The 24,259-nt window shown below is 68.9% G+C and carries 23 protein-coding genes; 12 read left to right on the forward strand and 11 right to left on the reverse strand.

Translation table 11 applies throughout. The features are described from left to right. Positions 1-16: 16 nt before the first annotated feature. From rpsT to ABLG96_RS07495, 5 genes are all read right to left on the reverse strand, one after another. Positions 17-277 (reverse strand): 30S ribosomal protein S20, encoded by a 261-nt coding sequence (gene rpsT, locus ABLG96_RS07475; protein WP_353650738.1) that lies wholly within the window; start codon positions 275-277, stop codon positions 17-19. Positions 278-439: 162 nt separating this feature from the next. Next, positions 440-1,138 (reverse strand): hypothetical protein, encoded by a 699-nt coding sequence (locus ABLG96_RS07480; RefSeq protein ID WP_353650739.1) that lies wholly within the window; start codon positions 1,136-1,138, stop codon positions 440-442. A gap of 396 nt (positions 1,139-1,534) precedes the next feature. Continuing rightward, positions 1,535-2,707 (reverse strand): amidohydrolase, encoded by a 1,173-nt coding sequence (locus ABLG96_RS07485; RefSeq protein WP_353650740.1) that lies wholly within the window; start codon positions 2,705-2,707, stop codon positions 1,535-1,537. A 101-nt stretch (positions 2,708-2,808) separates the two neighbouring features. After that, a complete protein-coding gene (locus ABLG96_RS07490) occupies positions 2,809-3,522 on the reverse strand; it encodes a peptidoglycan-binding domain-containing protein (protein ID WP_353650741.1) in 714 nt (237 codons plus the stop codon). A gap of 147 nt (positions 3,523-3,669) precedes the next feature. Then, a complete protein-coding gene (locus ABLG96_RS07495) occupies positions 3,670-4,521 on the reverse strand; it encodes a LysR substrate-binding domain-containing protein (protein WP_353650742.1) in 852 nt (283 codons plus the stop codon). A gap of 157 nt (positions 4,522-4,678) precedes the next feature. On the opposite strand from ABLG96_RS07495, the gene ABLG96_RS07500 reads away from it, so the two are divergent. From ABLG96_RS07500 to ABLG96_RS07515, 4 genes are all read left to right on the forward strand, one after another. Further along, on the forward strand, positions 4,679-6,046 hold the full coding sequence (locus ABLG96_RS07500) for an MFS transporter (protein ID WP_353650743.1): 1,368 nt from the start codon (positions 4,679-4,681) through the stop codon (positions 6,044-6,046). 139 nt (positions 6,047-6,185) lie between these two features. After that, positions 6,186-8,066, forward strand: a complete 1,881-nt coding sequence (gene lepA, locus ABLG96_RS07505; protein ID WP_353651421.1) for a translation elongation factor 4 — start codon at positions 6,186-6,188, stop codon at positions 8,064-8,066. 538 nt (positions 8,067-8,604) lie between these two features. Next, positions 8,605-9,603, forward strand: a complete 999-nt coding sequence (locus ABLG96_RS07510) for an META domain-containing protein (protein ID WP_353650744.1) — start codon at positions 8,605-8,607, stop codon at positions 9,601-9,603. Beyond that, complete coding sequence (locus tag ABLG96_RS07515) at positions 9,596-10,036, forward strand: VOC family protein (RefSeq protein WP_353650745.1); 441 nt, start codon at positions 9,596-9,598, stop codon at positions 10,034-10,036. Before ABLG96_RS07510 ends, ABLG96_RS07515 begins: the two co-directional genes overlap by 8 nt. Here the strand turns inward: ABLG96_RS07515 and ABLG96_RS07520 are convergent. Together ABLG96_RS07520 and ABLG96_RS07525 are read right to left on the reverse strand one after the other, a co-directional pair. Next, on the reverse strand, positions 10,020-11,525 hold the full coding sequence (locus ABLG96_RS07520; protein ID WP_353650746.1) for a DUF222 domain-containing protein: 1,506 nt from the start codon (positions 11,523-11,525) through the stop codon (positions 10,020-10,022). The two genes, ABLG96_RS07515 and ABLG96_RS07520, sit on opposite strands and share 17 nt — an antisense overlap. Before the next feature lie 451 nt (positions 11,526-11,976). Beyond that, entirely contained in the window at positions 11,977-12,576 is a 600-nt protein-coding gene (locus ABLG96_RS07525; RefSeq protein WP_353650747.1) for a maleylpyruvate isomerase family mycothiol-dependent enzyme, read from the reverse strand. A 186-nt stretch (positions 12,577-12,762) separates the two neighbouring features. On the opposite strand from ABLG96_RS07525, the gene ABLG96_RS07530 reads away from it, so the two are divergent. Then, positions 12,763-13,302: a DinB family protein gene (locus ABLG96_RS07530; RefSeq protein WP_353650748.1), complete on the forward strand. Its 540-nt coding sequence runs from the start codon at positions 12,763-12,765 to the stop codon at positions 13,300-13,302. A 64-nt stretch (positions 13,303-13,366) separates the two neighbouring features. On the opposite strand, the gene ABLG96_RS07535 is transcribed toward ABLG96_RS07530, so the two are convergent. Next, positions 13,367-13,897: a DinB family protein gene (locus ABLG96_RS07535; RefSeq protein ID WP_353650749.1), complete on the reverse strand. Its 531-nt coding sequence runs from the start codon at positions 13,895-13,897 to the stop codon at positions 13,367-13,369. A 46-nt stretch (positions 13,898-13,943) separates the two neighbouring features. Next, positions 13,944-14,981, reverse strand: a complete 1,038-nt coding sequence (locus ABLG96_RS07540; protein WP_353650750.1) for a zinc-dependent alcohol dehydrogenase family protein — start codon at positions 14,979-14,981, stop codon at positions 13,944-13,946. Positions 14,982-15,035: 54 nt separating this feature from the next. On the opposite strand from ABLG96_RS07540, the gene ABLG96_RS07545 reads away from it, so the two are divergent. Beyond that, a complete protein-coding gene (locus tag ABLG96_RS07545; RefSeq protein WP_353650751.1) occupies positions 15,036-15,275 on the forward strand; it encodes a hypothetical protein in 240 nt (79 codons plus the stop codon). Between the two features lie 117 nt (positions 15,276-15,392). Here the strand turns inward: ABLG96_RS07545 and ABLG96_RS07550 are convergent, their stop codons facing one another. Beyond that, positions 15,393-16,199 (reverse strand): enoyl-CoA hydratase-related protein, encoded by an 807-nt coding sequence (locus tag ABLG96_RS07550; RefSeq protein ID WP_353650752.1) that lies wholly within the window; start codon positions 16,197-16,199, stop codon positions 15,393-15,395. A gap of 144 nt (positions 16,200-16,343) precedes the next feature. On the opposite strand from ABLG96_RS07550, the gene ABLG96_RS07555 reads away from it, so the two are divergent. From ABLG96_RS07555 to hemW, 3 genes are read left to right on the forward strand one after another with little or no spacing between them, the layout of a single operon-like run. Further along, positions 16,344-16,937 (forward strand): TetR/AcrR family transcriptional regulator, encoded by a 594-nt coding sequence (locus ABLG96_RS07555; protein WP_353650753.1) that lies wholly within the window; start codon positions 16,344-16,346, stop codon positions 16,935-16,937. Positions 16,938-16,974: 37 nt separating this feature from the next. After that, on the forward strand, positions 16,975-19,296 hold the full coding sequence (locus ABLG96_RS07560; protein ID WP_353650754.1) for an MMPL family transporter: 2,322 nt from the start codon (positions 16,975-16,977) through the stop codon (positions 19,294-19,296). Between the two features lie 29 nt (positions 19,297-19,325). Next, the gene (gene hemW / locus ABLG96_RS07565) at positions 19,326-20,588 is read left to right on the forward strand and encodes a radical SAM family heme chaperone HemW (protein ID WP_353650755.1); all 1,263 of its coding nucleotides are present in this window, start codon (positions 19,326-19,328) and stop codon (positions 20,586-20,588) included. A gap of 9 nt (positions 20,589-20,597) precedes the next feature. Here hemW and ABLG96_RS07570 read toward each other — a convergent pair whose 3' ends face one another. Next, complete coding sequence (locus ABLG96_RS07570) at positions 20,598-20,921, reverse strand: type II toxin-antitoxin system VapB family antitoxin (RefSeq protein ID WP_353650756.1); 324 nt, start codon at positions 20,919-20,921, stop codon at positions 20,598-20,600. Positions 20,922-21,114: 193 nt separating this feature from the next. On the opposite strand from ABLG96_RS07570, the gene hrcA reads away from it, so the two are divergent. The 3 genes from hrcA (at position 21,115) to ABLG96_RS07585 (ending at position 24,254) form a co-directional block, all read left to right on the forward strand. Then, positions 21,115-22,146, forward strand: a complete 1,032-nt coding sequence (gene hrcA / locus ABLG96_RS07575) for a heat-inducible transcriptional repressor HrcA (protein WP_353650757.1) — start codon at positions 21,115-21,117, stop codon at positions 22,144-22,146. Positions 22,147-22,237: 91 nt separating this feature from the next. Beyond that, complete coding sequence (gene dnaJ / locus ABLG96_RS07580) at positions 22,238-23,395, forward strand: molecular chaperone DnaJ (RefSeq protein WP_353651422.1); 1,158 nt, start codon at positions 22,238-22,240, stop codon at positions 23,393-23,395. Positions 23,396-23,513: 118 nt separating this feature from the next. Then, a complete protein-coding gene (locus tag ABLG96_RS07585; protein ID WP_353650758.1) occupies positions 23,514-24,254 on the forward strand; it encodes a 16S rRNA (uracil(1498)-N(3))-methyltransferase in 741 nt (246 codons plus the stop codon). The last annotated feature ends 5 nt before the right edge of the window (positions 24,255-24,259 follow it).

Below are 24,259 nucleotides of genomic sequence, written 5' to 3' on the forward strand. Positions count from 1 at the left end.
CCGGATGGCACTGGAATCAGAGTGCGGCGACCTGCGAGGCCAACGACGACTTGCGGTTCGCAGCCTGGTTGGCGTGGATGACGCCCCGGGAGGCGGCCTTGTCGAGGTCACGGTTGGCGACGGCCAGCGCGGTGGCGGCCACGTCCTTGTCACCGGACTCGATGGCGGTGCGGACCTTGCGGACCGACGTCTTCAGGCCGCTCCGGACAGCCTTGTTGCGCTGACGGGCGAGCTCGTTGGTGCGGATCCGCTTGATCTGCGACTTGATGTTGGCCACGGGCGATTGCCTTCATTTCTTCAGTGGAGTGATCTGGTCGTACTGCGTGCTGACCGGATCCTGGAACGAGTCCGGCGGTGACGCCACCACAGTGGGTGGGCGTACACATGCACAACGACCTCCGACTTTAGCAGCGTCGGCGGCTGTGCCCAACTCGTGACCTCACCGGCAGGCGAACCGGCCTGTCGGTCGCCCGTCGCTCTCCAGCGCCGCCATCGTCCACGCCACCGCGGCGGGTGCGGAGGGCAACACGCTGTGTTGGACCTGCACGTCGGGACAGACGTCCTGCAGCAGCTGGGCCCGCACCCGGTCGGCCGGCCCACGAGGACTCTGGTCGGCCAAGGGCTGGACCCAGGCGTCGTCGTCGAGCAGCAGGCTCGCGTAGCGCACCCCCGGTGCCAGTTCGCCCCCGGCATCCAACGACCGCAGCAGCGCGGATCCGCGCACCTGCTCCGCGCACGACGGACAGAGCGCCGCCGGCACCTTCGTGACGATCGGCACCGAGGTCCCGTGGTAGTCGGGCGCCAGCAGCAGTGCCAGCCGCACGGTTCCGGTCGGTACGAAGCCTTGCAGAGCGGCCCGCAGCACCAATGCCCCTTGCGAGAAGGCGACCACGTCGACGTCGGCGGCCCCGCTCGTCGTCTGCACCTGCTCGATGAACGCCCCGACCGCCTGCGCCGAGTCGGTGATCGAGCCGACTCCGCCGTAGCCGAAGGCCGCCCCGTAGAGGACGGCGTAGACGCACCGCCCCGACGCGCGCAGAGCGGGCGCCAGACGGCCGAAGTCGCCGGCCGGCGTCGCGAACGTGCCGTGCAGCAGGACAACGGGCGGCTCGGCGGACCGACAGGCCGGGTCGTTCACCCCCTCGAGTCCGACCTCGGGGAGCGCGACCTGGCCGGCTGAGGAGGTGGGGACCGCCGGGGCCGACGTTGACGTCGACGTTGACGTCGTGGTGGTGGTGGGCGACGAGCTGGATGAGGTCGGACCTGCAGACGCGAACGGCGATGGCGGCGATGACGTGGACGGGGATGTGGTCAAGGTCGCCGACACGGATGTGGTCAAGGTCGCCGACAGGGACGTGGTCAAGGTCGCCGACAGGGACGTGGTCAAGGTCGCCGACAGGGACGTGGGCAACGACGTCGGCGGGGATGCGGCTCCAGAGCTCGGTGCGACAGCTCCGCCGGTGGTCGACGAGCAGGCAGCGAGGGCGAGCAGGAAGCACGCCGCGATCGACCGCGTCAGTGAGCGCATCGCAACTCAGACGCTGGAGTGGCTGAACACCTCGTTGCCCTTGATCCAGACCTTCTCGGCGCGCTGCATCACGTCCAACGGATCGCCGGACCACAGCACCACGTCACCGAGCTTGCCGACCTCGAGCGAACCGACCTGGTCGGCAACGCCCATCACGACGGCCGGGTTGATGGTGATCGACCGCAGGGCGATCACCGGGTCGAGGCCCTCCTTGATCGCGAGGGTCGCCTGGTGCACCAGGAAGTGGATCGGGATCACCGGGTGATCGGTGATGATCGAGATCTCCACCCCGGCGGCGGCGAGCAGCCCGGGGTTGCGGATCGAACGGTTGATCAGCTCGTACTTCGAGCGAGTGGTGAACAGCGGCCCGATCAGCACCGGAATCTTCTTCTCGGCGATGACGTCGGCGAGCAGGTGTGCCTCGGTGCCGTGATCGAGCACCAGCTGGTAGCCGAACTCGTCGGCCACCCGCAATGCGGTGGCGATGTCGTCGGCGCGGTGGCTGTGCTGCCGCCACGGGATCTCCCCGTTGAGCACCGACAGGATCGCTTCGTGCTGCAGATCCCGTGCCTCGAAGGGCTTTCCGGCCTCCTCGGCCGCGGCCTTCTTCGCGGCGTAGTTCTGTGCATCGACGAACGCCTTGCGCAGCACTGCCGCGGTACCGAGGCGGGTCGAGGGCATCTGCTTGCGATCGCCGTAGACCCGCTTGGGGTTCTCGCCCAACGCGGACTTGAGACCGGCGGGGGAGCGCAGCACCATCTCGTCGACGGTCCGGCCGTACGTGTGGATGGCGACGCACAGGCCGCCGATGACGTTGCCGGAGCCGGGATTCACGCAGACGGAGGTGACGCCACCGGACAGCGCATCGGTGAAGCCGATGTCGCCGGGATTGATCGCATCCAGTGCCCGCACCTGGGCCGTGTTGGGATCCGTCATCTCGTTGGTGTCCTGGCCGGCCCAGCCGCCGGCCTCCTCATGCACGCCGAGGTGGGTGTGGGCGTCGACGAACCCGGGCAGCAGCCACTTTCCGGCCGCGTCGATCACCTCGGCGCCGTCCGGAACGGCGACGTCGGGACCCAGCGCGCTGATCCTGCCGTCGGTCACCACCAGGTTTCCGTCGAACGGTTCGCCCTCGATCGGGACGATGTGGGCGCCGGTGAATGCGAGTGTGGATGCCATCCCTCCACCCTGCCACCCGCGACCAAGCCGCTGCGGCCGGGGGAGCAGCCGCACAGGGGTGGGCGGCCGCTCGGCGGCCGCCCACCCAACCGCCGGTCCGATCAACCGCCGAAGCCGCCGATGACTGCGCTGACCAGCAGGATCACCCTGGTGGTGCGAGCACCCAGGATCCCGGACGGGGTGAGGCCGGCCCGCCGCTGCAGCTCGCGGACCGCGACGACCTCGGAGCCCTCGTAGACGACGGGATTGCCGACCTGGGCCGGTGCCCATTGCGTGAGCTCGTGGAGCCGCTGGAGCCCGAAGCGCAGGTAACCGTGTTCGCGGTCGACACAGTCTCCGGGGGAAGCCTGCGCCCACGCCTGCCCCGGCCGCAGCTGGGGGTTCGCCAACGCGTACGGCGCCCCGGTCGCGCGGCGGATCAGGGCGTCCCAGGTGCGGGGACCGGCGACGCCGTCGACGGTCAGGCCGCGGGACTGCTGGAACTCCCGGACCGCCTTCGTGGTCAGCACACCGAAGTAGCCGGTGCCCTGCAGGTAGGTCGCGCCCTGGTTGCGCAGCCCGATCTGCAGCGCGAGGACCTCCCCGCCGCTGCTGCCTTTCCGGACGGTGGGCAGCGTCCGCAGCAATGCTGCGCGGGCTGCGTCGGAATGGTCGTCCGGGATCGATGCGGGCGACATCGCGGACGGCATCGGCGAGGTCGCGGTGGCCGCTACTCCAGCCGGAAGTACTTGCGCTGCAGCAGATGTGACGGCTGCGCCGGTCAGCAGCGTGCTGCCGATCGCGATGATCGTGAGTTTGGTTCCGAGCTTGTACATGACTACCCCCGTGGTGAGAATGCGGCGCCCGGATCCGGGCGCTCTGACATGCCGGAAAGACGGACGGAGCCCACCGAGGTTGCGTCCGTCACATCACGGATCCGCATCGTCGACCGGTGCCGGGTGACCTCCAGCCGGCGGCAGGACTCAGGCCATCGACCGGACGTTCGACAGGATCGCGGTGCACAACGCCCTGGCGGCTTCGTCGGGTGCACGCGGTCCGGTCAGCAGGACGAAGTCGACGTCCGGCAGGTCGGGCAGTCCGCTGTCGGTGCGCAGCTCGATCAGGTCGGCCGGCGCGAGGGAGCTGGCGAACACGGCGACGCCCAGACCTGCCCTGACCGCAGCGAGCACGCCGTTGACACCCCGCACGGTACAGGTGATGCGGTACGGCCGGCTCTCGGCCTCCAGCGCCCGGATCGCCATGGTCCTGGACATCGACGGGGCGGGGTAGCTCACCAACGGCACGATCGCCTGCGGTTCCAGGCGGGTGCCCTGCGCTGCGGCCCAGACCAGGCGATCACGGCGGACGATGGCCGCACCCGGATCACCCGGCTGGTGCTTCACGAAGGCGACGTCGAGGTGACCTGCCTCCAGCCGGCGGTGGATCTGTGGGCTCTGACCGACGGTCAGCTCCAGGTGGATCCTCGGATAGTGCCGCTGGAACTCGCGCAGGATGCGCGGCAGCGCGGTGAGCGCCAGATCGTCCGAGACGGCGAACCGGAGCCGACCCGACAGGGTCGGGCCGGAGAAGTAGGCGACCGCATCCTGTTGCGCCGCCAGGATGGTGCGGGCGAATCCGATCATCGCCTCACCGTCGGCGGTGAGCAGTACCGACCTGGAATCCCGGACGAAAAGTGTTCTCCCGACTGTCTTCTCGAGTTTGCGGATGTGACCGGAGATCGTCGGCTGTTGCAGCGCAAGCTGTTCCGCTGCGCGGGTGAAGCTGAGGGTGGACGCCACTGCCAGGAACGACTGGAGCTGGTCGGGTTCGTACATCGTGACATCCGCTTCCTCGAGGCCGGGCCACTCATTGCGAATCGCAATAGCAGCGATGTGGGCGATTGTCGCATGACATGACGCCAGCGTGCGCGATCATGGAGGGACAGATCTGCATCGACGCACTCCTCCAGCCACGACACCGGGATGATCCACCGTGACCAGCAACACCGCAGCCGACGCCGCTGCGACCACAGCTCCAACGAGTACAGCTCCAGCGAGCACCGACAAGCCCATCACGCTCACCGACACCCTGCGGATCCGCAACTTCCGCGTCCTGACCATCGGTCAGTTGACAGCCAACATCGGTGGCTGGACCCAGCGCATCGCCCAGGACTGGCTGGTGCTCACCCTCACCGGCAGTGCCACCGCTGTCGGGCTGGTGACGGCCCTGCAGTTCCTGCCGACGCTGATCCTCGGGCCGTACGGCGGTGTGCTCGCCGACCGCTATCCGAAGCGCCGCATCCTGCTGATCACCCAGTCGGTGCTGGCGGCCTGTGCGGTGACCCTGGCGCTGTTGGTGCTCACCGACACCATCCGGACCTGGCACATCTTCGCCGTCGGGCTCGTCCTCGGCGCTGCCATCGCCATTGACAACCCGACCCGGCAGTCGTTCGTCACCGAGGTGGTTGGCAAGCCGTACCTGCGCAGCGCGATCAGCATCAACTCGGCCTCCTTCCAACTCGGCGCGCTGGTGGGTCCCGCGGTGAGCGGTGTGCTGATCGGATTGGTCGGCATCGGCTGGTCCTTCGCGGCCAACGCCGCGACCTTCGCCGTGTCCCTCACTGCCCTGGCCTCGCTGGACGGACGCCGGCTCATCCCCACCGTGCGTTCGGCAGGCCGGAGCGCGACGCTGGGTACGGCCTGGCGGATCGTGCGGGCCGATCCGCACCTGTGGTGGCCGATGGTGCTGGCCGCAGTGTTCGCGCTCTACACCGTGAACTTCCCGGTGTTGCTCACCTCGTTCGCCGCTGACGAGTTCCATTCCGGCGCCACCGGGCTCGCGCTGCTGACCTCGCTGATGGCGATCGGGTCGGTGATCGGCTCCGTGCTGGCCGCGCGCCGCTCGTCCCTGCGGTTGCGGTCGTTGTTGTTGTTGGCTGCTCTGGTCGTCGTGGTCGAGGGGGTGGCAGCGGCCGTGCCGGGGCTGGTGCCGTTCAGCATCATGTTGGTCGCGGTGGGGATCTGCGCGATCTGTTTCGGCGTCAGCGCCAACTCGACGGTGCAGATGGCCGTGGAAGACGGGCTCCGAGGCAAGGTGATGAGCATCTACCTGCTGGGCTCGCTCGGTGGTGGATGCGTCGGCGGACCGCTGGTCGGCGGACTGAACGAGCTGATCGGCCCGCGGGGCTCGCTCGCCGTCGGTGCGTGCATTTCGGCGATCGCGCTCGTGGTCGTGACCGTCAAGCTGATCGGCCGGACCTCGCCTGAGCGGCGGATCGCCGCCCGCGACCGGGTCGTCACCGCGGCCTCGCCGACCAGGCTCGTACGCACCGCGAGGGATCGGCTCGACCTGGCCAGGTGAAACGGGGGGCGGATCCGGTCGGAGGGAGCCAGCGGCGCGCCGTGGGACACTGGGGTGGTCGACCTGCTGCTGATCGGTCGCCGTCCGCACCCAGAGCCATCTCCAGAGCACGGAACCGAGGATCTTGACCAAGCCGACTGTGTCGTCCGGACCGAGCGTCCCGTCGCTCGCCCACCGGACCACCTTCACGCCTCCCGAGCGCATCCGGAACTTCTGCATCATCGCGCACATCGATCACGGCAAGTCCACCCTGGCCGACCGCATGCTGCAGCTCACCGGTGTCGTCGACGGCCGCGCGATGCGTGCTCAGTACCTCGACCGGATGGACATCGAGCGTGAGCGCGGGATCACCATCAAGAGTCAGAACGTGCGGCTGCCCTACACGGTGGCCGAGCCGACCGACCAGATCTCCGGCGAATACGTCCTGCATCTGATCGACACCCCCGGGCACGTCGACTTCACCTACGAGGTCTCGCGCTCCCTCGCCGCCTGCGAAGGTGCGGTGCTGCTGGTCGACGCAGCCCAGGGTATCGAGGCGCAGACGCTGGCGAACCTGTACCTGGCGATGGAGAACGACCTCGCGATCATCCCGGTGCTGAACAAGATCGACCTGCCGGCGGCGCAGCCGGAGCGGTATGCAGAGGAGATCGCGCACATCCTGGGCGGCTCCCCGGACGACGTGCTGCGGGTGTCGGGCAAGACCGGCGCGGGCGTCGGCGCGCTGCTGGACCGGGTGGTGCGGGACGTCCCGCCGCCGGTCGGCGATCCGAACGCGCCGGCCAGGGCGATGATCTTCGATTCGGTGTACGACATCTATCGCGGCGTGATCACCTACATCCGCGTCGTCGATGGCCGCATCACCCCGCGCGAGCGGATCCAGATGATGTCGACGCGGGCCACCCACGAGCTGCTCGAGGTCGGCATCATCTCCCCGGAACCGGTGCCCACCAGGGGATTGGGTGTCGGCGAGGTCGGCTACCTGATCACCGGGGTCAAGGACGTCCGGCAGTCCAAGGTCGGCGACACCGTCACCTCGCAGGTGAAGCCCGCCACCGAGAGCCTCGGCGGCTACCGCGATCCGCGGCCGATGGTCTACTCCGGCCTGTTCCCGATCGACGGCAGCGACTACCCGCTGCTGCGGGACGCACTGGACAAGCTGCGCCTCAACGACGCTGCGCTCACCTACGAGCCGGAGAACTCCACCGCGCTCGGCTTCGGGTATCGCTGCGGCTATCTGGGACTGCTGCACCTGGAGATCACCCGCGACCGACTCGAGCGGGAGTTCGGGCTCGATCTGATCTCCACCGCGCCGACCGTCGTGTACGACGTGAAGATGGAGGACGGCTCGGAGACCAGCGTGACGAACCCCAGCGACTGGCCGGGCGGCAAGATCTCCGAGGTGCGGGAGCCCAAGGTGAAGGTCTCCATCATCAGCCCGAGCGAGTACATCGGCGTCATCATGGAGCTGTGCCAGGGCCGGCGCGGCATCCTCGGCGGGATGGACTACCTGTCCGAGAGTCGGGTGGAGCTGCGGTACTCGATGCCGTTGGCGGAGATCATCTTCGACTTCTTCGACTCGCTCAAGTCGCGGACCCGTGGCTATGCCTCGCTCGACTACGAGGAGTCCGGCACGCAGGCCGCGGACCTCGTCAAGGTCGACATCTTGCTGCAGGGCGAACCGGTGGATGCGTTCTCCGCGATCGTGCACCGCGATTCCGCCTACGGGTACGGGACGTCGATGACGGTCAAGCTGCGTGAGCTCATCCCGCGGCAGCAGTTCGAGGTGCCGATCCAGGCGGCGGTGGGCTCGCGGGTGATCGCCCGGGAGAACATCCGTGCGATGCGCAAGGACGTGCTCGCGAAGTGCTACGGCGGCGACATCACCCGCAAGCGCAAGCTCCTGGAGAAGCAGAAGGAGGGCAAGAAGCGCATGAAGATGGTCGGCCGGGTGGAAGTACCCCAGGAGGCCTTCATCGTCGCGCTCTCGTCCGACGCTGCCCCCAAAGAAGCCAAGAAGTAGCTGCAGCCAAGGTCGTGCAACCGATTCGGTGCCATGCTTCGTCCGCGGGGTGGGTGTGTTCCATCCACGGCGAGCACAGATGGGGATGACGGCGATGCGGTCAGCACTTCGGGTCAGGACGTCGGTGGGTGCCGCTGTGGCGGTGCTGGTGTTGGCCGGATGCGCACGACCCGCAGGAGGGGACGCGTCGCCATCGGTCTCGAGTCCGCCGGCGTCCAGCACTGCTCCGTCCGCGTCCAGCACTGCTCCGTCCGCGTCCCGCACGTCCACGTCCACCTCCGGGCCACGGTCTCCGTCGAGCTTGCAGTCGTCGAGCTCGCAGCAATCGAGTCCAGAGTCGAGTGCTCAGGCTACGGATGCGCCACTGCGGGGTACGAAGTGGTATTTTGTCGCGCGGATCAACAACGACCTGCGGATCGATCAGCCGGCGGACCCCGACGCATGGATCCGGTTCGGCACCGATTCGGTGACCTTCAACGGCACCGTCGAGCGTTCAGCCGGGGGTTCCGATCTGCCGTGCGAGACGTGGAATGCCGGGGTGACGGTGCTGCCCGACGAGGTGCGGTTGCTCAAGTCGGAACTCGACGACCTCCAGTCCCGAAGCGAATGCGGAACCCGATTCCTGTCCTATGGCACCGAGACGGCATCCCTGGATCTGCAGGGGCGGACCCTGTCCGTCCACCTGGACCAGGGCCCCAACCAATCAACCCTGCTGTTCAGCGCAGACGTCCCCGTCGCTCCCACCGTCACCGCGCCCGATCTCTCGTTCCTGCCTGCGCCCGACGCCCGGACGGTGCGCAAAGTACTGGACGCGAACCCGTTTCGCGACAAAACTTTCCGGGTCGAATCGATCACCGGTCGCACTCTCGCAGGGAAGGGCGTGACGATGCAGTTCGGCCTGGACCAGGTCGGGCTGAACGCCGGCTGCAACGGGGGCGGAGCCGGGTACACCATTGTCGGCGACGAGATGACCTTCACCTCTGGATCCTGGACGGCGATGGCGTGCATGCCCGAGGGCGTGATGCAGCAGGAGGCGTGGCTGGGTGAATTCGCCTCGGGCGCAACGAAGTTCGCATTGGACGGCTCCCGTCTGACGATTTCGAAAGGAGGCACAGCGATGGTGTTGTCCGAGGTTCCGGGCAGCAGCGCGGGTGCCGATCCGGAGCCCTCCAACTACCTGGCAATCACCACGATCGACGAGATCGTCGACGGCGCGGGCAGCCACCCCCTTCCTGAGTTGGAGCAGGGGACCTTCTGGTACGCGCCGTCGTTCACGCTGAGCAGCAAGCGGCTCGTGTTCGACGTGGGGTGCGGTCAGTACATCGCCGACTTCTCTGGTTCGTTCCCGAGCATCACGTTGCCCGTCGCCGATGGCACGATCCTGCACGACTGCCCGCCGAATCGATCCGCACTCGCGGCCGCGCTGCGCTTGATCCTGAGCGGGCCGGTGACCATCGATCGGGACGGCGCATTCATCACCTTCACCGGCCGGGACGGCCTGCAGGTGACCGCGCACAGCGGCTACCAGAATGGCTGATCGACCCGTCTCCAACCCGATTCACCACATCGAGTTGTGGACCGATGATCTCGCGGCCGGTGAGGTGAGCTGGGGCTGGCTGCTCGGAGCGCTCGGGTGGACGGTGGGCGATCGCTGGACCGGCGGCGTCAGCTGGCGGCACGCAGCAGGCCCCTATCTGGTGCTCGAACAGTCATCCGCAGTGCAACCCGGAGGGCATGACCGCATGCGGGCCGGCCTCAACCATCTGGCTGTCACCTGCGCATCGCATGACGAACTCGATGCCCTCCGGGTCGACGCCGTCCCACACGGTTGGTCCGAGCTGTTCGCCGACAGGTACCCACATGCCGGCGGGAGGCAGCACACCGCGCTCTTCCTTGAGAACGCCCAGGGTTTCGAGGTGGAGATCGTGGTCCCGCGGGATCAGGCCACAGCACTCACTCCCGGCGCGTGACCGCGGGAAGACCCGCAGCGGCTTGCGGTTCACGGATGTAGCGGTGCCCGGTCGGAGTGACGACGACGGTCGACCCGTCCTTGCGCCGACTCGTCGACCAGCCCGGCAACTCCTTCAGCTTGTTGCCGCGCAAGCACACCCCCTGACCGTTCTCGATGGTGGTGGGTCCGCCGTCCGCGAAAGGAACGACGTGGTCGACCTCCCGGATCGGCGAGTCGCAGTAGGGCTGCCGGCAGGTCCGGTCGCGGACGGTGATGTGGCGAGCCATCGACTTAGGGAACAGTCGACGTCGAGGATCGACCGCCACCGTGGTGCCGTCCACCGGATCGGTGAACAGCCGCCGGATCCACAGTCGAGGGTCCTCGGGGGCGGTCGTCCCGCACCCAGCCTCACTGCCGGGTCCACCGCACGCTTCGCGAACCAGGGGAGCGGCGACCGGTCCGAAGTCGTCGACCCAGGCGGGTTGATTCCCGTTGCCCAGCAACGAGTCCAGCGGCATCGTCACGCGAATCTCCATCGGCACGGCGCTCGCGCGGGACTGGCCCGTGCACCTGGTGACCAGCAGGTCGGCCATCACCTGCCCGAGACCGCGCCCCTCGGCCGCGCCGGTGCCGTGCATCGTCTGGGCAGCCGTGCGCAGGTTGGCGAAGACCGCCACACCCTGGGCCATCGGTAGCAACGCGGAGACGATCGCCATCGAGTCGGGGGCGGGTCGGACCCAGACCCGTCGATCCTGCTCGGCAGCGGCCTTCCGGTCGACGCTCCCGCGGGGGTCGATGGCGTAGGCAGCGTGGTCGACGGCCTTCTCGGTGGCGCCGGCGTTCCAGCCGGACATCCGGGGAGCGAGGGCCGCGTCGACGATGTTCGCATCGGTGTCGGAAAGATGACTCGTGCGGGTCACGGCAATCCTGGCCTGGGTCTCCGAGATCCGGCCTGCCCGCAACTCGGCCCACGTCAGCGGGAGGCGGGTTTGCAACGCCTGGGCGGCGGCCAGATGTCGGGCACCGGAGGTGGGCGAGATCTTGCGGGCGAATGCGATCTGCTCGGCGATCCCGCGGCCGAGGTCGCGCGCCTTCACGCCGGCGGCGAGTTGATCTGCGCGTTGGCGTGCGGCGAAGGCGACCTCCTCGGCGGCAAGTGCACCGGATGCCGAGCGGATCAGCGTCTCGAGGGCAGCGATGCGGTCGATGGACTCCGCCGCGCCCTCGGCCGGAGCGAGCTGCTCGAACCGGGTGATGAGGTCGTCGAGGACAGCCAGCAAGGGCGGGGCCGGCTCCTCGGGCACCTCCGGCATGGCCGGGACCGAGGGGGACGATGCGCGCGGGGTGCAGGGGCGGAAGGCGTTCACCGCGTCCGGAGCCGGATCGCTCTGCGGAACCCGCGGCAACGGCACCCAGGACTCGATCCGGGTCCACACGGGCCTGCCGAGGATGTGCTCCAGTTCGCGCTCGAGTGCACTCGCCGGCCGATCCATCTGCTGTGTGTTCATGTCCTCACCCCCGTTCTCTCAATGTAGTCGAACGCACGTTCGCGATCAATACTCTGATCAGGTGACCAATGCCGACGGATGCAGCACGGGATTGGTCCGATCGGGATCTTGACTGCTGCCTCACTCGATCAGCGGGCGGGTGTGCTCGGTCGGGAGCTGGACTCCTGCGTCGCTCGATCGGCGACCTGGGGCAGGGGATCTGGACTCCTGGGTCGCTCGATCAGCGGTGGGTGTGCTCGGTCGGGATCTCGACTGCTGCGTCGCTCGATCGGCGACCTGAGGGCAGGGGATCTCGATTCCTGCGTCGCTCGATCACCGTGCCGCCGGGATCTCGACTGCTGCGTCGCTCGATCAGCGACCTGGGGGCAGGCGATCTCGCGTTCCGCGTCGCTCGATCACCGTGCCGCCGGGATCTGGGTCCTTGGTCTCCGTCGGCCCGTGTCTCGTGGTGCTAGAGCCAGGCGCCGAGCTCGGGGGCCGGCGCGCGACCCACGAGCCAGCCGGCAAGGGCAGCCGGCTCGGCCCGGGAACGCAGGTCACCGATCAGGCCGGGGAGCATCCGCTCGACGAGCTCGGGTGACCAGTCGGCCGGCGTGTGCCCCAATCCCAGGTCGACGAGGTGGATCTCCACCTCGCGCCAACGCTGGAAGGGCAGGTCGCCGGCCAGGACGGGGACGTCGTCGCGGGAGAGTACGGCGACGTCCCAGATGTCCGGATCCAGCCCGTCGAGCAGCGTGTCGATCGTCTCGTCGACGTGCCGCAGTCGATCCGTCAACTCCTCCAGAGGAGCACCGGAGAACTCCGCGATGAAGGCGTTGCGCCCCTCCCTCCCGCCGACGTACATCTCCACCTGCTCGCCGTCGATGGCCCCGTTCAGGCGACGGATCACGCTCTCGCCGTTGCCGACGAGATGAGCCAGCAGGTGGCCGATCGTCCAGTCGGGCAACAGGCTCGGAGCCTGGAGCCGATCCGGATCCAGCGTGCCCACGGTGACGTGCAGACGATCGTGCGCGATGCGGCAGCCGGTGATCTCTTCGGTGGGAACGGTCATGCCGAAACCGTACCCACCGCACCCCGGGCGGTGCCGATCGGCTCGTGCGCAGGCGTTGCCGGCGGCGGACGGGTTCTCGACTCCTCCGTCGCTCGAACACCGTCGCTCGAACACCTTCGCTCGAACACCGTCGCTCGATCACCGTCGGGTGGGCCCGGTCGGCACCGGGCGTGCCAGAGTGGATCGATGAGCGACGAACGGACCGACTGGACCGCGCCGATTCCGGCACCTGTCGACGGGCCCCTGGTAGGCGCTGCGAGAGGGATCCTGGTCGGCTATCTCGGCTGGTACCGCCAGGTGCTCGACAACATCTGCGCCGGGCTGACCGCTGAACAGCTGGCCCTGCGCCCGATACCGTCGACCACGCTCTCGCTGCTGGGGATCGTGCGGCATCTTGCGAAGGTCGAGCGGATCTGGCTCAGGCAGCGACTCGCCGAGGACGGCGCCCCACCGTTGTACGACCGCGCGCTGGGCAAGGACCACGACTTCGAGGGCGGCACCCCAGCAACTGCGGCACACGCATGGGAGGCGCTGCACGCGGAGCAGCGTGCCGGCGACGCAGCGGCATCCTCACTGCCGGACGACCACCGCATCCTGGTCGGTGGTCCGGACGGCGAGCAGATGTCGCTGCAGGCCGTCTACACCCACCTGATCGGAGAGTACGCCCGGCACACCGGGCATGCGGACCTGCTGCGCGAGACGATCGACGGCGTCACCGGCCGCTGACGACCGGTGGGTCGGCAGCGAGTCCGATCGTCGGGATCGGTTGCGGGACGGCTGATCCGGTCGGTCAGCCGGCCCGGCGCTCGAGGAGACCGAGGACGTATTCGGCCTGACCGATGTGCGCGGTCACGTCACCCAGCACGCTCATGATGCGCACCGCTTCGGTCACCGGAGGATCCCAGTTCTCGTCGACGATCCGGCCTAGCCCGGACGCCGTGAGGTCCGACAGGTGTGCGCGGACCAGCTCCTGGGTCGCCCGGTGATAGGCGAGGATCTCCGCCGGATCCGCGCGGAAGGCGCCGACCTCGTCGCTGCTCTGTCCGTATCCCACCGTGGCCACCGGGTAGGGCAGCGCCAGGGTGGCGGCGAACCCCTGGGCGGTCCACGCCTGCTCGACCCCGGCCAGCTCTGCGACGTGATCGTCCATCACCCGGGTGAGGTGCCAGAGCAGCCAGCCAATCGGATTCGCAGCGGCGTCAGGGCGCCATCGGGCGTCGTCGGGGTCCAGTCCGTCCGTGGCCGAGGCCACCTGGTCCTCGATGCGGGCGAATCCGTCGAGCAGCAGCGAACGGATCATCTCGTCCTCAGTGGTGGTCATCCTCCGAGTCTGCTCCGGGCCTCCGACAACCTGCACCCGGACCAGGTCAGGGCAGTAGCACCGTCATCCCGGGCAGGCCGGGACCGTCCATGGCGGCCAACGCGGCACCGGCCCCGGACAGCGGAGCCGTCCGGCCGACGAGTTGCAGTGGATCGAGCCTGCCGTCCTGGATCATCGCCAGCATGGCCGGGTAGTCCCGAGCCGCCATGCCGTGCGAGCCGAGCAGCTCGAGTTCCCAGCTGATCACCCGGTCCATCGGGATGGCCGGTCGCGCATGCTCGCCGAGCAGCAGGCCCACCTGTACGTGGCGACCTCGCCGCTGCAGCGACAGCACCGAGGCGATGACCACCGCGGGCAGGCCGATCGCGTCGATCGACACGGCCACTCCGCCGGTCACTACCACCACTGCGGCCGCCAGTTCCTCGGGGGTGGCGAACTCGTTGTGCAGCAACGCCTCCGCACCCAGCGCACCCGCTCGCTGCAGCGCACCCGCTGACACGTCGATCGCGATCACCCGAGCACCGAGCGCCCGCGCGATCATCACCGCCGAAAGTCCGGCTCCGCCGCAGCCGTGGACCGCGAGCCAGTCGCCGGGTCGGAGCCTGCCGTGGGCGGTGACGGCCCGGAACGAGGTCGCGAACCGGCATCCCAGGCTCGCTGCGGCCACCGCGGAGATCCCGTCCGGCAGGGCGACCAGGTTGTGGTCGGCCGCGACGATCTGGACCAACTCGGCGAACGATCCGGGGTCGGTGAAGCCGGGTTGTCGTTGATCGGGACACACCTGGGTGTCACCGGCCAGGCACCAACGACACCGCCCGCAGCCGCAGACGAACGGAGCGGTCACCCGCTGCCCGACCCTGAAGTGCCGGACCCCAGCGCCGACCTCGGCGATCGTGCCGGCGAACTCGTGCCCGGGAATGTGCGGCAGCGCAACGGGATCGTGTCCGCGCCAGGCGTGCCAGTCGGAGCGGCAGACCCCGGTGGCCTCGACCCTGACCACCGCGCCGTCGGCGGGGCAGATCGGGGCGGGGACATCGCGGACGACGGGCGGTTGATGGATGGTGTCGAAGACTGCGGCCAGCATCGCTCCAGTGTGCGGCAGCCTGGCCACGATGCCGCCCCCGGCTACGCTGACCGGGTGGCCTTCCCGAGCGCGATCATCGACGCAGTCGAGTCGTGGTTGGCCGGACAGTCCTTCTGGATCCAGGTGCCGATCGTGCTGGCCGTGCTGGTGCCGCTGTGCTGGCTGGTCGCCGGCGGGGTCGACAAACTGGTGGAGCTGGCTCTGCGTCGGCACTCCGCTCGGGACGCCGCCACCGACGCGGCACTGGTCGCGGCCGCCCGGAATCCCGGCGTCCAGCCACAGGTTCCTAGGTGAGCAAACCGCTCCCGGCCGTCACCCGGCGCTGGATGAGCATCGCGTTGGCACTGCTGGTCGTGCTGGCGATCGTCTTCGCCCTGCTGCGCTGACCCGGCGCCCGACAAGGTCCGGTGCTCAGTTGCCTGCTGCGACCCAGGACGCCGGGCGCTTCTCGGCGAAGGCCCTGGCACCCTCCCGTCCCTCGGCGGAGGAGAACTGACGGGCGGACAGCTCCAGCAGCGGGGCGAACCGGGCATCGCTGTCGTCGTACCCTGCGCGCACGATCCGTTTGGTACCCGAGACGGCAGTGGGCCCGCCGAGCAACAGGGCGGCCGTGTAGGAATCGACGAGATCCTGCAGCGCCTCGGGTGTCCCGTTCTCGGCGACGGCGTTCACCAGGCCGGTGTCGCGAGCCCGATCCGCGTCGAAGACGGCGCCGGTGAGCAGGTATTCGCGGGCCGCCACGACGTTCATCCGGTCGAGCACCGGAACGGTGATGACCGCAGGGATGACGCCGATCCGCACCTCCGAGAAGGAGAAGCTGACGTTCGGAGAACAGAGCACGATGTCGGCTGCCGCCATGATTCCGACCCCGCCGGCTCTGGCCGGACCGGCGAGCGCGGCGATCACCGGTGTACGGCAGGCGCTGATCGCCTGCAGGATCGCCGGTACCTCGCGGACGCCTTCGTGCCCCGGCCGTTCGACGGCAGTTTCCTTGAGGTCCATCCCGGCGCAGAACGCCGGTCCGGCGTGGGTGAGGACGACGACCCGCACCGCGTCATCGTGCGAGACCTGCTGCAGCGCAGCGAGAAGCTGGGCTCGCATCGACCTGGACAGCGCGTTGCGGTTGCGCGGCGAATCGAGTGTCACCGTGGCCACGCCGCCGGCGATCTCGGTGCGGACCAGGGCGGTGGCGACCTGGTCGGTCGGCGATGGCTGCATCGTGCGGACGATACCTGGCGGGCGCGATCTGGCTCACATTCTCCGGCGCCGGCTTGAAGGACGCACTGCAGCGGACCATTCTGGTCCGGTGGGGACCAATCTGGTCCGACTTGTGGCCGGACGTTCGACGGACGGGAGATCGCGGTGGCACAGGTCAGGTCGACTCCCGAGGAGATCGACATCGCCATCCTCGACACCTCGGCCGGGTTGTTCGCCGTCCACGGCATCGAACGGACCACCGTCCAGCAGATCGCCGATGCGGTCGGATACTCGAAAACTGGTCTGTTGCATCGCTTTGCGAGCAAGCAGGCAATCGTCGACGGCGTCGATGCGATGATCGAGACGCACGCGGACGAACTGCTCCACCGCATGCAGCAGGCGCCGGTCGGTCCGCAACGGACGAGCGTCCTGCTCGGCGAGATCGCCGCCGTCGCCATTCGGATCCCGGGCGCCGTCCAGTATCTGCTGGGCACGATCAAGAGCGTCGAGCACCTGGACCATCGCGATGCCGCCACTGGTGGCGCCGGCGCCGTCGCCGGACGGGTGCTCGAGGCGATCGCCGGTGCGGACGCGACACCGGAGGCGGAGCTGCGGCTGTTGCTCGCACTGCAGCTGGTGGCCGGCGGCGCCGTGATCGGTGCCGAGTCACGGTTCCTCGGTCTCGGCAACCAGCTCGCGCCGCTCCTCACCGACCTGGCGACGCAGGTCGTGGCCGGGTCGCTCGACCACCGGAACTGACCACTCTCCCCAGCAGTTCCCTCGGAAGGATTCACAGATGGCACAGCTCCTGCAGCGGCTGGGACTCGGCGTCGCTCGCCACAAGACGGGCGTCATCATTGTCTGGCTGCTCGTCCTGGTGGGCGTCGGCACGGCCGCGGTCACCCTGTCCGGACCGACGGTGCAGTCGTTCTCGATCCCCTCGGCCGAGTCCTCCCAGGCGCTCACCACCGTCAGTGAAAAGTTTCCCCAGGCCAACATCTCCGGCGCTTCCGCGCAGGTCGTCATGTCGGCGCCCGCCGGCAGCACGTTCCGCGAACCGGTGAACGCCGGGGTGGTGGCGAAGACGGTGGCTGCGCTGAAGACTGTTGCCGGCGTGGCGAGCGTGCAGGACCCGCTGGCCAACCCGAAGCTGCCGATCCTCTCGCCGGACCTGAGCACCACCTTCGTCACGGTCACCTTCGCCGCCACCCAGGGCAACGTCGAGCAGACGTCGCTGGACGCCGTCCAGCAGGCTGTCGACGCGGCCAAGGCCGCCGGCATCGACGTGAAGATCGGCGGCAACGCCTTCCAGGGGGTTCCCGAGGTACTCGGTGTCGGCGAGGTCGGCGGTGTGGTCGTCGCCTTCCTGGTGCTGATGTTGACCTACGGCGCTCTCGCGGCCGCCGGTGCGAACCTGCTGACTGCCGCCATCGGGGTCGGTATCGGTGCCGCCGGCATCACCGCGCTGACCGGCGTGATGGACCTGCAGACCAGCACGCCCATCCTCGCCGTCATGCTCGGCCTGGCAGTGGGCATCGACTACGCGCTGTTCATCATGGCGAGATTCCGCACCGAACGGATGGCCGGGCGGTCGGTGCACAATGCGGTGGGCATCGCCGTCGGCACCGCGGGCTCCGCCGTGGTGGTGGCCGGTCTCACCGTCGTCATCGCGCTGGTCGGCCTGACAGTGGTCGGGATCCCGTTCATGGGCGAGATGGGCCTGGCCGCTGCCGGCACCGTCGTGCTGGCCGTGCTGGTGGCGCTGACACTGCTGCCGGCCGTGATCGCGGCCTTCGGCGACAAGCTGATCCGCAAGAAGTACCGAGCCGCTGTGCAGGCGGGGGAGGCCATCCCGGCCCCCGCCGAAGCAACCGTCGAGGACGGGGAGAAACGGGGCTTCCAGGCCGGTTGGGCCAACCTGGTCACCCGGCACGGCAAGCTGACCGGGCTGATCGGCATCATCGTCACCGCTGTCATTTCTGTCCCGCTGTTCTCCATGACCACCGCGCTGCCCGACTCCTCGACCTCCGATCCGGCGAGCCAGCAGCGTCAGGCGTACGACGTGTTGACCTCGAAGTTCGGCCCGGGCATCAGCGCACCGCTGGTGCTGCTGATCCAGACGTCTCCCGGCAACGCCCAAGCAGCGGCCGGCGCGGTGGTGCAGCAGCTCACCAACTCCCAGGACGTCCTGCAGGCCCAGCCGCAGGCGGTCAGCAAGGACGGCTCGGCTGCCTTGGTGGCGGTTGTCCCCAGCTCGGGACCTCACGACGATGCCACATCGGAACTGGTGAACCGGTTGCGGGACACCGACTTCGGCAGCGGGGTGGAGGTCAAGGTCACCGGTACCACCGCGGTCGGCATCGATGTGCAGACCACCCTCAACGGGGCCCTGCCCCGATATCTCGCGATCGTCGTCGGCCTCGCGCTGATCCTGCTGCTGCTGGTGTTCCGCTCGATCCTGGTGCCGGTCACGGCGACCATCGGCTTCCTGCTCTCCTTCGGCACCGCCCTCGGCGCCACTGTCGCGGTGTTCCAGTGGGGGTGGCTCGGTTCGCTGTTCGGCGTCACCCAGTCCGCGCCGTTGCTGTCGCTGATGCCGATCCTGGTGGTCGGCATCCTGTTCGGCCTCGCGATGGACTACCAGGTGTTCCTGGTGTCCCGGATCCACGAGGCCCACACGCACGGCGCCGAACCGGTCGAGGCGATCCGGGCCGGGTTCCGCCGTTCTGCTCCGGTGGTGATCGCTGCGGCGACCATCATGGCCGCGGTGTTCGGCGGGTTCGTGTTCAGCAACAACGAGATCATCAAACCGATCGCGTTCGCCCTGACGGTCGGTGTGCTCGCCGACGCCTTCATCGTCCGGATGATCATCATCCCCTCGGTGCTGTCCGTGTTGGGCAAGGCTGCCTGGTGGCTGCCGAAGTGGCTGGCCAGGGTGCTCCCGCACCTCGACGTCGAGGGCAGCACCATCGAGAAGGGCTCCCCGGCCCCTGCGATGTCCGTGAGCACGGCTGCTGCCGGTCACGGGCAGATCGATCCGGAGGTGGCCGCGGCCATCGACGAGGCTGCCGGCACGGCCACCCGGCACGGGCGGCACGAAGCGCATTCCGGGAGATGACACCGTCCGACAGATGACAGACTGACAGGGTGCCTTCCGCTCTGCCCGATGGAGATCCTGCCCCGCAGGACGGCTCCCTGCCGTCCTCGGCAGCCGTCGGCATGGCGGGGCGCTCCCTGTCGATCTATCTGCACGTCCCGTTCTGTCGGACCCGTTGCGGCTACTGCGATTTCAACACCTACACGTTGCCCGAGCTCGGCGTCCCGACGCCGGCGCTGCCCGGCCCCGCTCCGATCCGTCGCACCGAACCGTACGACGCCTGGCTGCACGCCGCCCTCGCGGAGATCTCCTTGGCCGGGGCGACCCTGCGGGCCCTGGGCGACACCCGACAGGTGTCGACGGTCTTCGTCGGCGGCGGCACGCCGTCGCTGATCGGCGCTGCGCCATTGGTCGAGCTGCTCGAGCGGGTGCGGCAGGAGTTCGGGCTCACCGACGACGCCGAGATCAGTACCGAGGCCAATCCCGAGAGCACCGACGAGGAGTTCCTGGCGGGCATTGCGGCCGGCGGCTTCACGCGACTGTCGCTGGGCATGCAGAGCGCTGCGCCGCATGTGCTGCGAGTGCTGGATCGGGTGCACACACCAGGTCGCCCCGCGCAGGTGGTGCGCTGGGCGGAGCGCGCCGGCCTGCAGCACGTCAACCTCGACCTCATCTACGGCACCCCGGGGGAGAGTGACGACGACCTCCGCGACTCCGTCCGGACTGCGATCGACGCCGGGGTGGATCATGTGTCGGCCTACGCGCTGATCGTCGAGGCCGGGACCCGGTTGGCCCGGCAGGTGCGTTCCGGTGAACTGCCGATGCCGGATGACGACGTGCTCGCCGATCGGTACCTGATCGTCGACGAGGAGTTGTCGCAGGCGGGATTCCGGTGGTACGAGGTGTCGAACTGGGCCACTGCCGACGCGGCACGTTGTCGGCACAACCTGGCCTACTGGCAGGGTGACGACTGGTGGGGGATCGGCCCCGGTGCCCACTCCCACGTCGGCGGGGTGCGGTGGTGGAACGTGAAGTTCCCGGCCGCCTATGCAGGCCGGCTGGTCGGCGGTGAGAGCCCCGCGCACGCCAGGGAGGTGCTCTCGGCGGAGTCCCGCCAGGTCGAGGACGTGCTGTTGCGATTGCGGCTGGTGGACGGGCTGCCGAGGTCGGCCGTCGCCGTGACCGACGACGCACTGCAGCGGGAAGTGGAAGACGGTCTGCTCGATCCATCCTCCCTCGGCTCCGGCGCCCTCCGGCTCACGCTCCGCGGCCGGTTGATGGCCGACGGTCTCGCGGTGCGACTGCTCGGCTGAACCGGCTGGTCAGCCGGAGGTACCCGAACCGGGACGGAATCCGTCGAGATCGAGCAGCCGGACGTGGATGACGTTGCGCTGTTGCAGCGCCGCCCGCAGCGCCCGGTGCAGGCCGTCCTCCAGGTACACCTTCTCCTGGAACATCACGGCATGCGGGAAGAGGTCGCCGTAGAACGTGGAGTCCTCGTCGAGGAGAGTGTCCAACCGGAGCTCTCGTTTGGTCGCGATCAGCTCGTCGAGGCGGATCTGGCGCGGCGGGATCTTCGCCCAGTCCCGCAGGCTCAACCCGTGGTCCGGGTAGGGGCGTCCGTCACGGACGTCCTTGAAGATCATCTTCGAAAAGCCTCTCGCATCAGGTATCGGCTCCAGCAGGGTAGCGGGCGCGGGTGACGGATCGAGGTTGCCGCGTCGGACGCGGACTACACTTGGCACACGGACACCGAGAGTGCCAGCCGTCCGGAGGGACTGCCGGCAATCCGCGGGATGACGAGCAGACGACACGCAGACGAGCGCAGGAGGTGCAGCGATGAGTGCCGAGGATCGCCGCTTCCAGGTGCTGCGGGCGATCGTCTCCGACTACGTCGCCACCCAGGAACCGGTGGGTTCCAAGAACATCGTCGAACGTCACCAGCTCGGAGTCTCCTCCGCGACCGTGCGCAGCGACATGGCAGTGCTGGAGGACGAGGGCTACATCGCGCAGCCGCACACCTCCGCCGGTCGCATCCCGACAGACAAGGGGTACCGGCTCTTCGTCGACCGGCTCACCCAGGTGAAGCCGCTGTCGGCGGGCGAGCGCCGTGCGATCCAGTCGTTCCTGTCCGAGGCGCTCGATCTCGACGACGTGCTCCGCCGGTCGGCCAGGCTGCTCGCCCAGCTGACGCAGCAGGTGGCGGTGATCCAGTACCCCACCCTGACCCGCGCAGTCGTCCGGCACGTCGAGCTGGTGGCGCTGGCTCCCCGTCGGGTGCTGACCGTCGTCATCACCGACACGGGTCGCGTCGAACAGCGGATTCTGGAGAGCAGTGTCGAGGCCACAGCAGAGGAGCTGCGGGAGTTGGCCGCCGGGGTGGTCGCGCTGGTCGCGGGCAAGAAGGTCGGCGAAGCGGCAGCAGCACTGCGCGCAGCGCACGAGGAGGAGGACGCACACCCGGAGCTCGCATCCTCGGTGCTCCGCCGCGAGGTGATCGCCGATCTGCTCACCGCTCTGGTGGTGCATCCGGAAGAGCGCCTGGTGCTCTCCGGAACCCCCAACGTCACCCGATCGTTCCTCGACCAGCCCTCCATCCGCGGGGTGCTCGAGGCACTGGACGAGCAGGTGACGTTGCTCCAGTTGCTGGCCGTGCTGGAACATCCGGATGCGATGCGCGTTTCCATCGGGGAGGAGAACCGGGATGCCAACCTGGTCTCGTCGTCGCTGGTGGCCGGTGGGTACGGCAGCGGGGAGTTCCTGATGGGTGGACTCGCTGTCGTCGGGCCGACCCGGATGGACTACCCAGGAACCATGGCCACCGTTCGGGCGGTGGCCCAGTACGTCGGCGAGATCCTCGCCGGGCGATGACCGGATGCCCGGCGCGTCGGTCGGGTCCCGGGTGCGGATACAGCAGTAATTTTCGATCGTGACGAATCCAGGAAGGTAATCGGTGCAGCAGGTGGCACGGGACTACTACGCGCTGCTCGGCGTCCAGAAGGGCGCCGGAGCGGACGAGATCAAGCGGAACTACCGCAAGCTGGCTCGGGAGCTCCACCCGGACGTGAACCCTGATGCTGCTGCGCAGCAACGGTTCAAGGACGTCAAGGACGCCTACGAGGTGCTCTCCGACCCGGCCAAGCGACAGATCGTCGATCTCGGCGGCGACCCGTTGTCGCCCGGCGGGGGCGGGGGTCAGCAGGATCCCTTCGGCGGGATGGGCGGCATGGGTGGTGTCGGTCTCGGCGACATCATGGACGCCTTCTTCGGCGGTGGCGCCGGACCAGGTCGTGGTCGTGGACCGCGATCCAGGACCCGGCAGGGCGACGACGCGCTGATCGGGGTCGAGCTCACCCTGGAGGAGTGCGCCGCGGGGGTCGCCAAGGATCTGGTGGTCGACACTGCGACGCTGTGCACCACCTGCCGGGGTACCGGCTGCGCGGAGGGCACCCAGCCCGTCACCTGCGACACCTGCGATGGGGCCGGTGAGATCCAGCAGATACAGCGTTCACTGCTCGGCCAGGTCGTCACCTCCCGTCCGTGCCCGGTCTGTCGCGGGTTCGGTGAGGTCATCCCGGAACCGTGCCGGCAGTGCCAGGGCGATGGTCGGGTGCGCTCCCGCCGGACGGTGCGGACCGTCATCCCCGCCGGCGTCGGCGACGGGGTGCGGGTCCGGATGGCCGGTCAGGGCGAGGTCGGCCCCGGCGGCGGCGCTCCCGGCGACCTGTACGTCGAGATCCACGAGATCGCCCACGAACTGTTCACCCGGGACGGCATCGACCTGCACTGCACGGTGCACGTGCCGATGACGACCGCGGCGCTCGGCAGCTCGATGAAGCTGCACACCCTGGATTCCGAGCACGATCTGGACATCCAGCCGGGCACCCAGTCCGGGACCGTGACCACCCTGCGGGGACTCGGCATGCCGCGCCTGCGTGGTTCTGGCAACGGCAACCTGATGGTGCACATCGACGTGGTCACGCCGACCAGGCCCGATCAGCGTCAGACCGAACTGCTGCGGGAACTGGCCAAACTCCGGGGTGAGGAACAGCCGGAGCTGGCCAGCCGCGGGTCCAGCAGCCTGTTCTCCCGGCTCCGGGACTCCTTCGTGGGTCGCTGATGGTGGTCGGACACTGATGGTGGTCGAACACTGATGGTGGTCGGACACTGATGGTGGTCGGACACTGATGGCGGTCGGACACTGATGGCGGGCAACGCCTGATGGCTGGCGAGGCCTGATGGCCGGCGAGGCCTGGTACCTGCTGGAGCAGCCGCCGGTGGTCGGGGAGCTGCTGTTGGACGGCGCGGAAGGACGGCACGCCGCGACCGTCCGGCGGACCAGGGTGGGCGAGCGGATCGTGCTGACGGACGGTGCCGGCGCGGTGGGATCCGGCGTGGTGCTGTCGGTCGAGAAGTCGTCGCTGGTGGCCCGGGTGGACGAGGTTCGTGCCGAACCCCGGCCGGCGGTCACGGTCACCGTCGTGCAGGCGCTGCCGAAGGGGGAGCGCAGTGATCTGGTGGTCGAGTTGCTCACCGAGGCCGGCGTCGATGCCGTGGTGCCCTGGCAGGCAGCGCGCTGCGTGGCCCGGTGGGAAGGTCCCAAAGCCGCCAAGGGGGTCGCCAAGTGGCGGACCATCGCCCGCGAGTCGGCGAAACAGGCCAGGCGGCCGTGGATTCCGGCGGTGGCCGAGCTGGCGGACACCGCCGAGGTGGTGCGGCTGATCGCCGCCGCGGATCTCGCGCTGGTGCTGCACGAAGCCGCAGACGCGCCCGGTGCGGCCCTCACCGACGTCGACTGGCCCGTCGCAGCGGAGGTGGTGCTGGTCGTCGGGCCGGAGGGAGGCGTTGCGCCGCAGGAGATCGAACGGTTCACCGCTGCCGGTGCGCGTACCGTCCGGCTCGGTCCGCAGGTGTTGCGCACGTCGACGGCAGGAGCGGTCGCGCTGGGTGCACTGGGAGTGCTGGCCCGGCGCTGGTGATGCAC

The sequence above is a fragment of the Nakamurella sp. A5-74 genome (assembly GCF_040438885.1).
In the GTDB taxonomy this organism is placed as follows: domain Bacteria; phylum Actinomycetota; class Actinomycetes; order Mycobacteriales; family Nakamurellaceae; genus Nakamurella.

What these genes read in the sequence shown, in the direction of transcription:
- ABLG96_RS07485 (WP_353650740.1), bottom strand. Translation starts at nt 2,707, where the DNA reads ATGGCATCCACACTCGCATTCACCGGCGCCCACATCGTCCCGATCGAG.
- ABLG96_RS07490 (WP_353650741.1), bottom strand. Translation starts at nt 3,522, where the DNA reads ATGTACAAGCTCGGAACCAAACTCACGATCATCGCGATCGGCAGCACG.
- ABLG96_RS07495 (WP_353650742.1), bottom strand. Translation starts at nt 4,521, where the DNA reads ATGTACGAACCCGACCAGCTCCAGTCGTTCCTGGCAGTGGCGTCCACC.
- ABLG96_RS07515 (WP_353650745.1), top strand. Translation starts at nt 9,596, where the DNA reads ATGGCTGATCGACCCGTCTCCAACCCGATTCACCACATCGAGTTGTGG.
- ABLG96_RS07520 (WP_353650746.1), bottom strand. Translation starts at nt 11,525, where the DNA reads ATGAACACACAGCAGATGGATCGGCCGGCGAGTGCACTCGAGCGCGAA.
- ABLG96_RS07525 (WP_353650747.1), bottom strand. Translation starts at nt 12,576, where the DNA reads ATGACCGTTCCCACCGAAGAGATCACCGGCTGCCGCATCGCGCACGAT.
- ABLG96_RS07530 (WP_353650748.1), top strand. Translation starts at nt 12,763, where the DNA reads ATGAGCGACGAACGGACCGACTGGACCGCGCCGATTCCGGCACCTGTC.
- ABLG96_RS07535 (WP_353650749.1), bottom strand. Translation starts at nt 13,897, where the DNA reads ATGACCACCACTGAGGACGAGATGATCCGTTCGCTGCTGCTCGACGGA.
- ABLG96_RS07540 (WP_353650750.1), bottom strand. Translation starts at nt 14,981, where the DNA reads ATGCTGGCCGCAGTCTTCGACACCATCCATCAACCGCCCGTCGTCCGC.
- ABLG96_RS07550 (WP_353650752.1), bottom strand. Translation starts at nt 16,199, where the DNA reads ATGCAGCCATCGCCGACCGACCAGGTCGCCACCGCCCTGGTCCGCACC.
- ABLG96_RS07560 (WP_353650754.1), top strand. Translation starts at nt 16,975, where the DNA reads ATGGCACAGCTCCTGCAGCGGCTGGGACTCGGCGTCGCTCGCCACAAG.
- ABLG96_RS07570 (WP_353650756.1), bottom strand. Translation starts at nt 20,921, where the DNA reads ATGATCTTCAAGGACGTCCGTGACGGACGCCCCTACCCGGACCACGGG.
- hrcA (WP_353650757.1), top strand. Translation starts at nt 21,115, where the DNA reads ATGAGTGCCGAGGATCGCCGCTTCCAGGTGCTGCGGGCGATCGTCTCC.
- ABLG96_RS07585 (WP_353650758.1), top strand. Translation starts at nt 23,514, where the DNA reads ATGGCCGGCGAGGCCTGGTACCTGCTGGAGCAGCCGCCGGTGGTCGGG.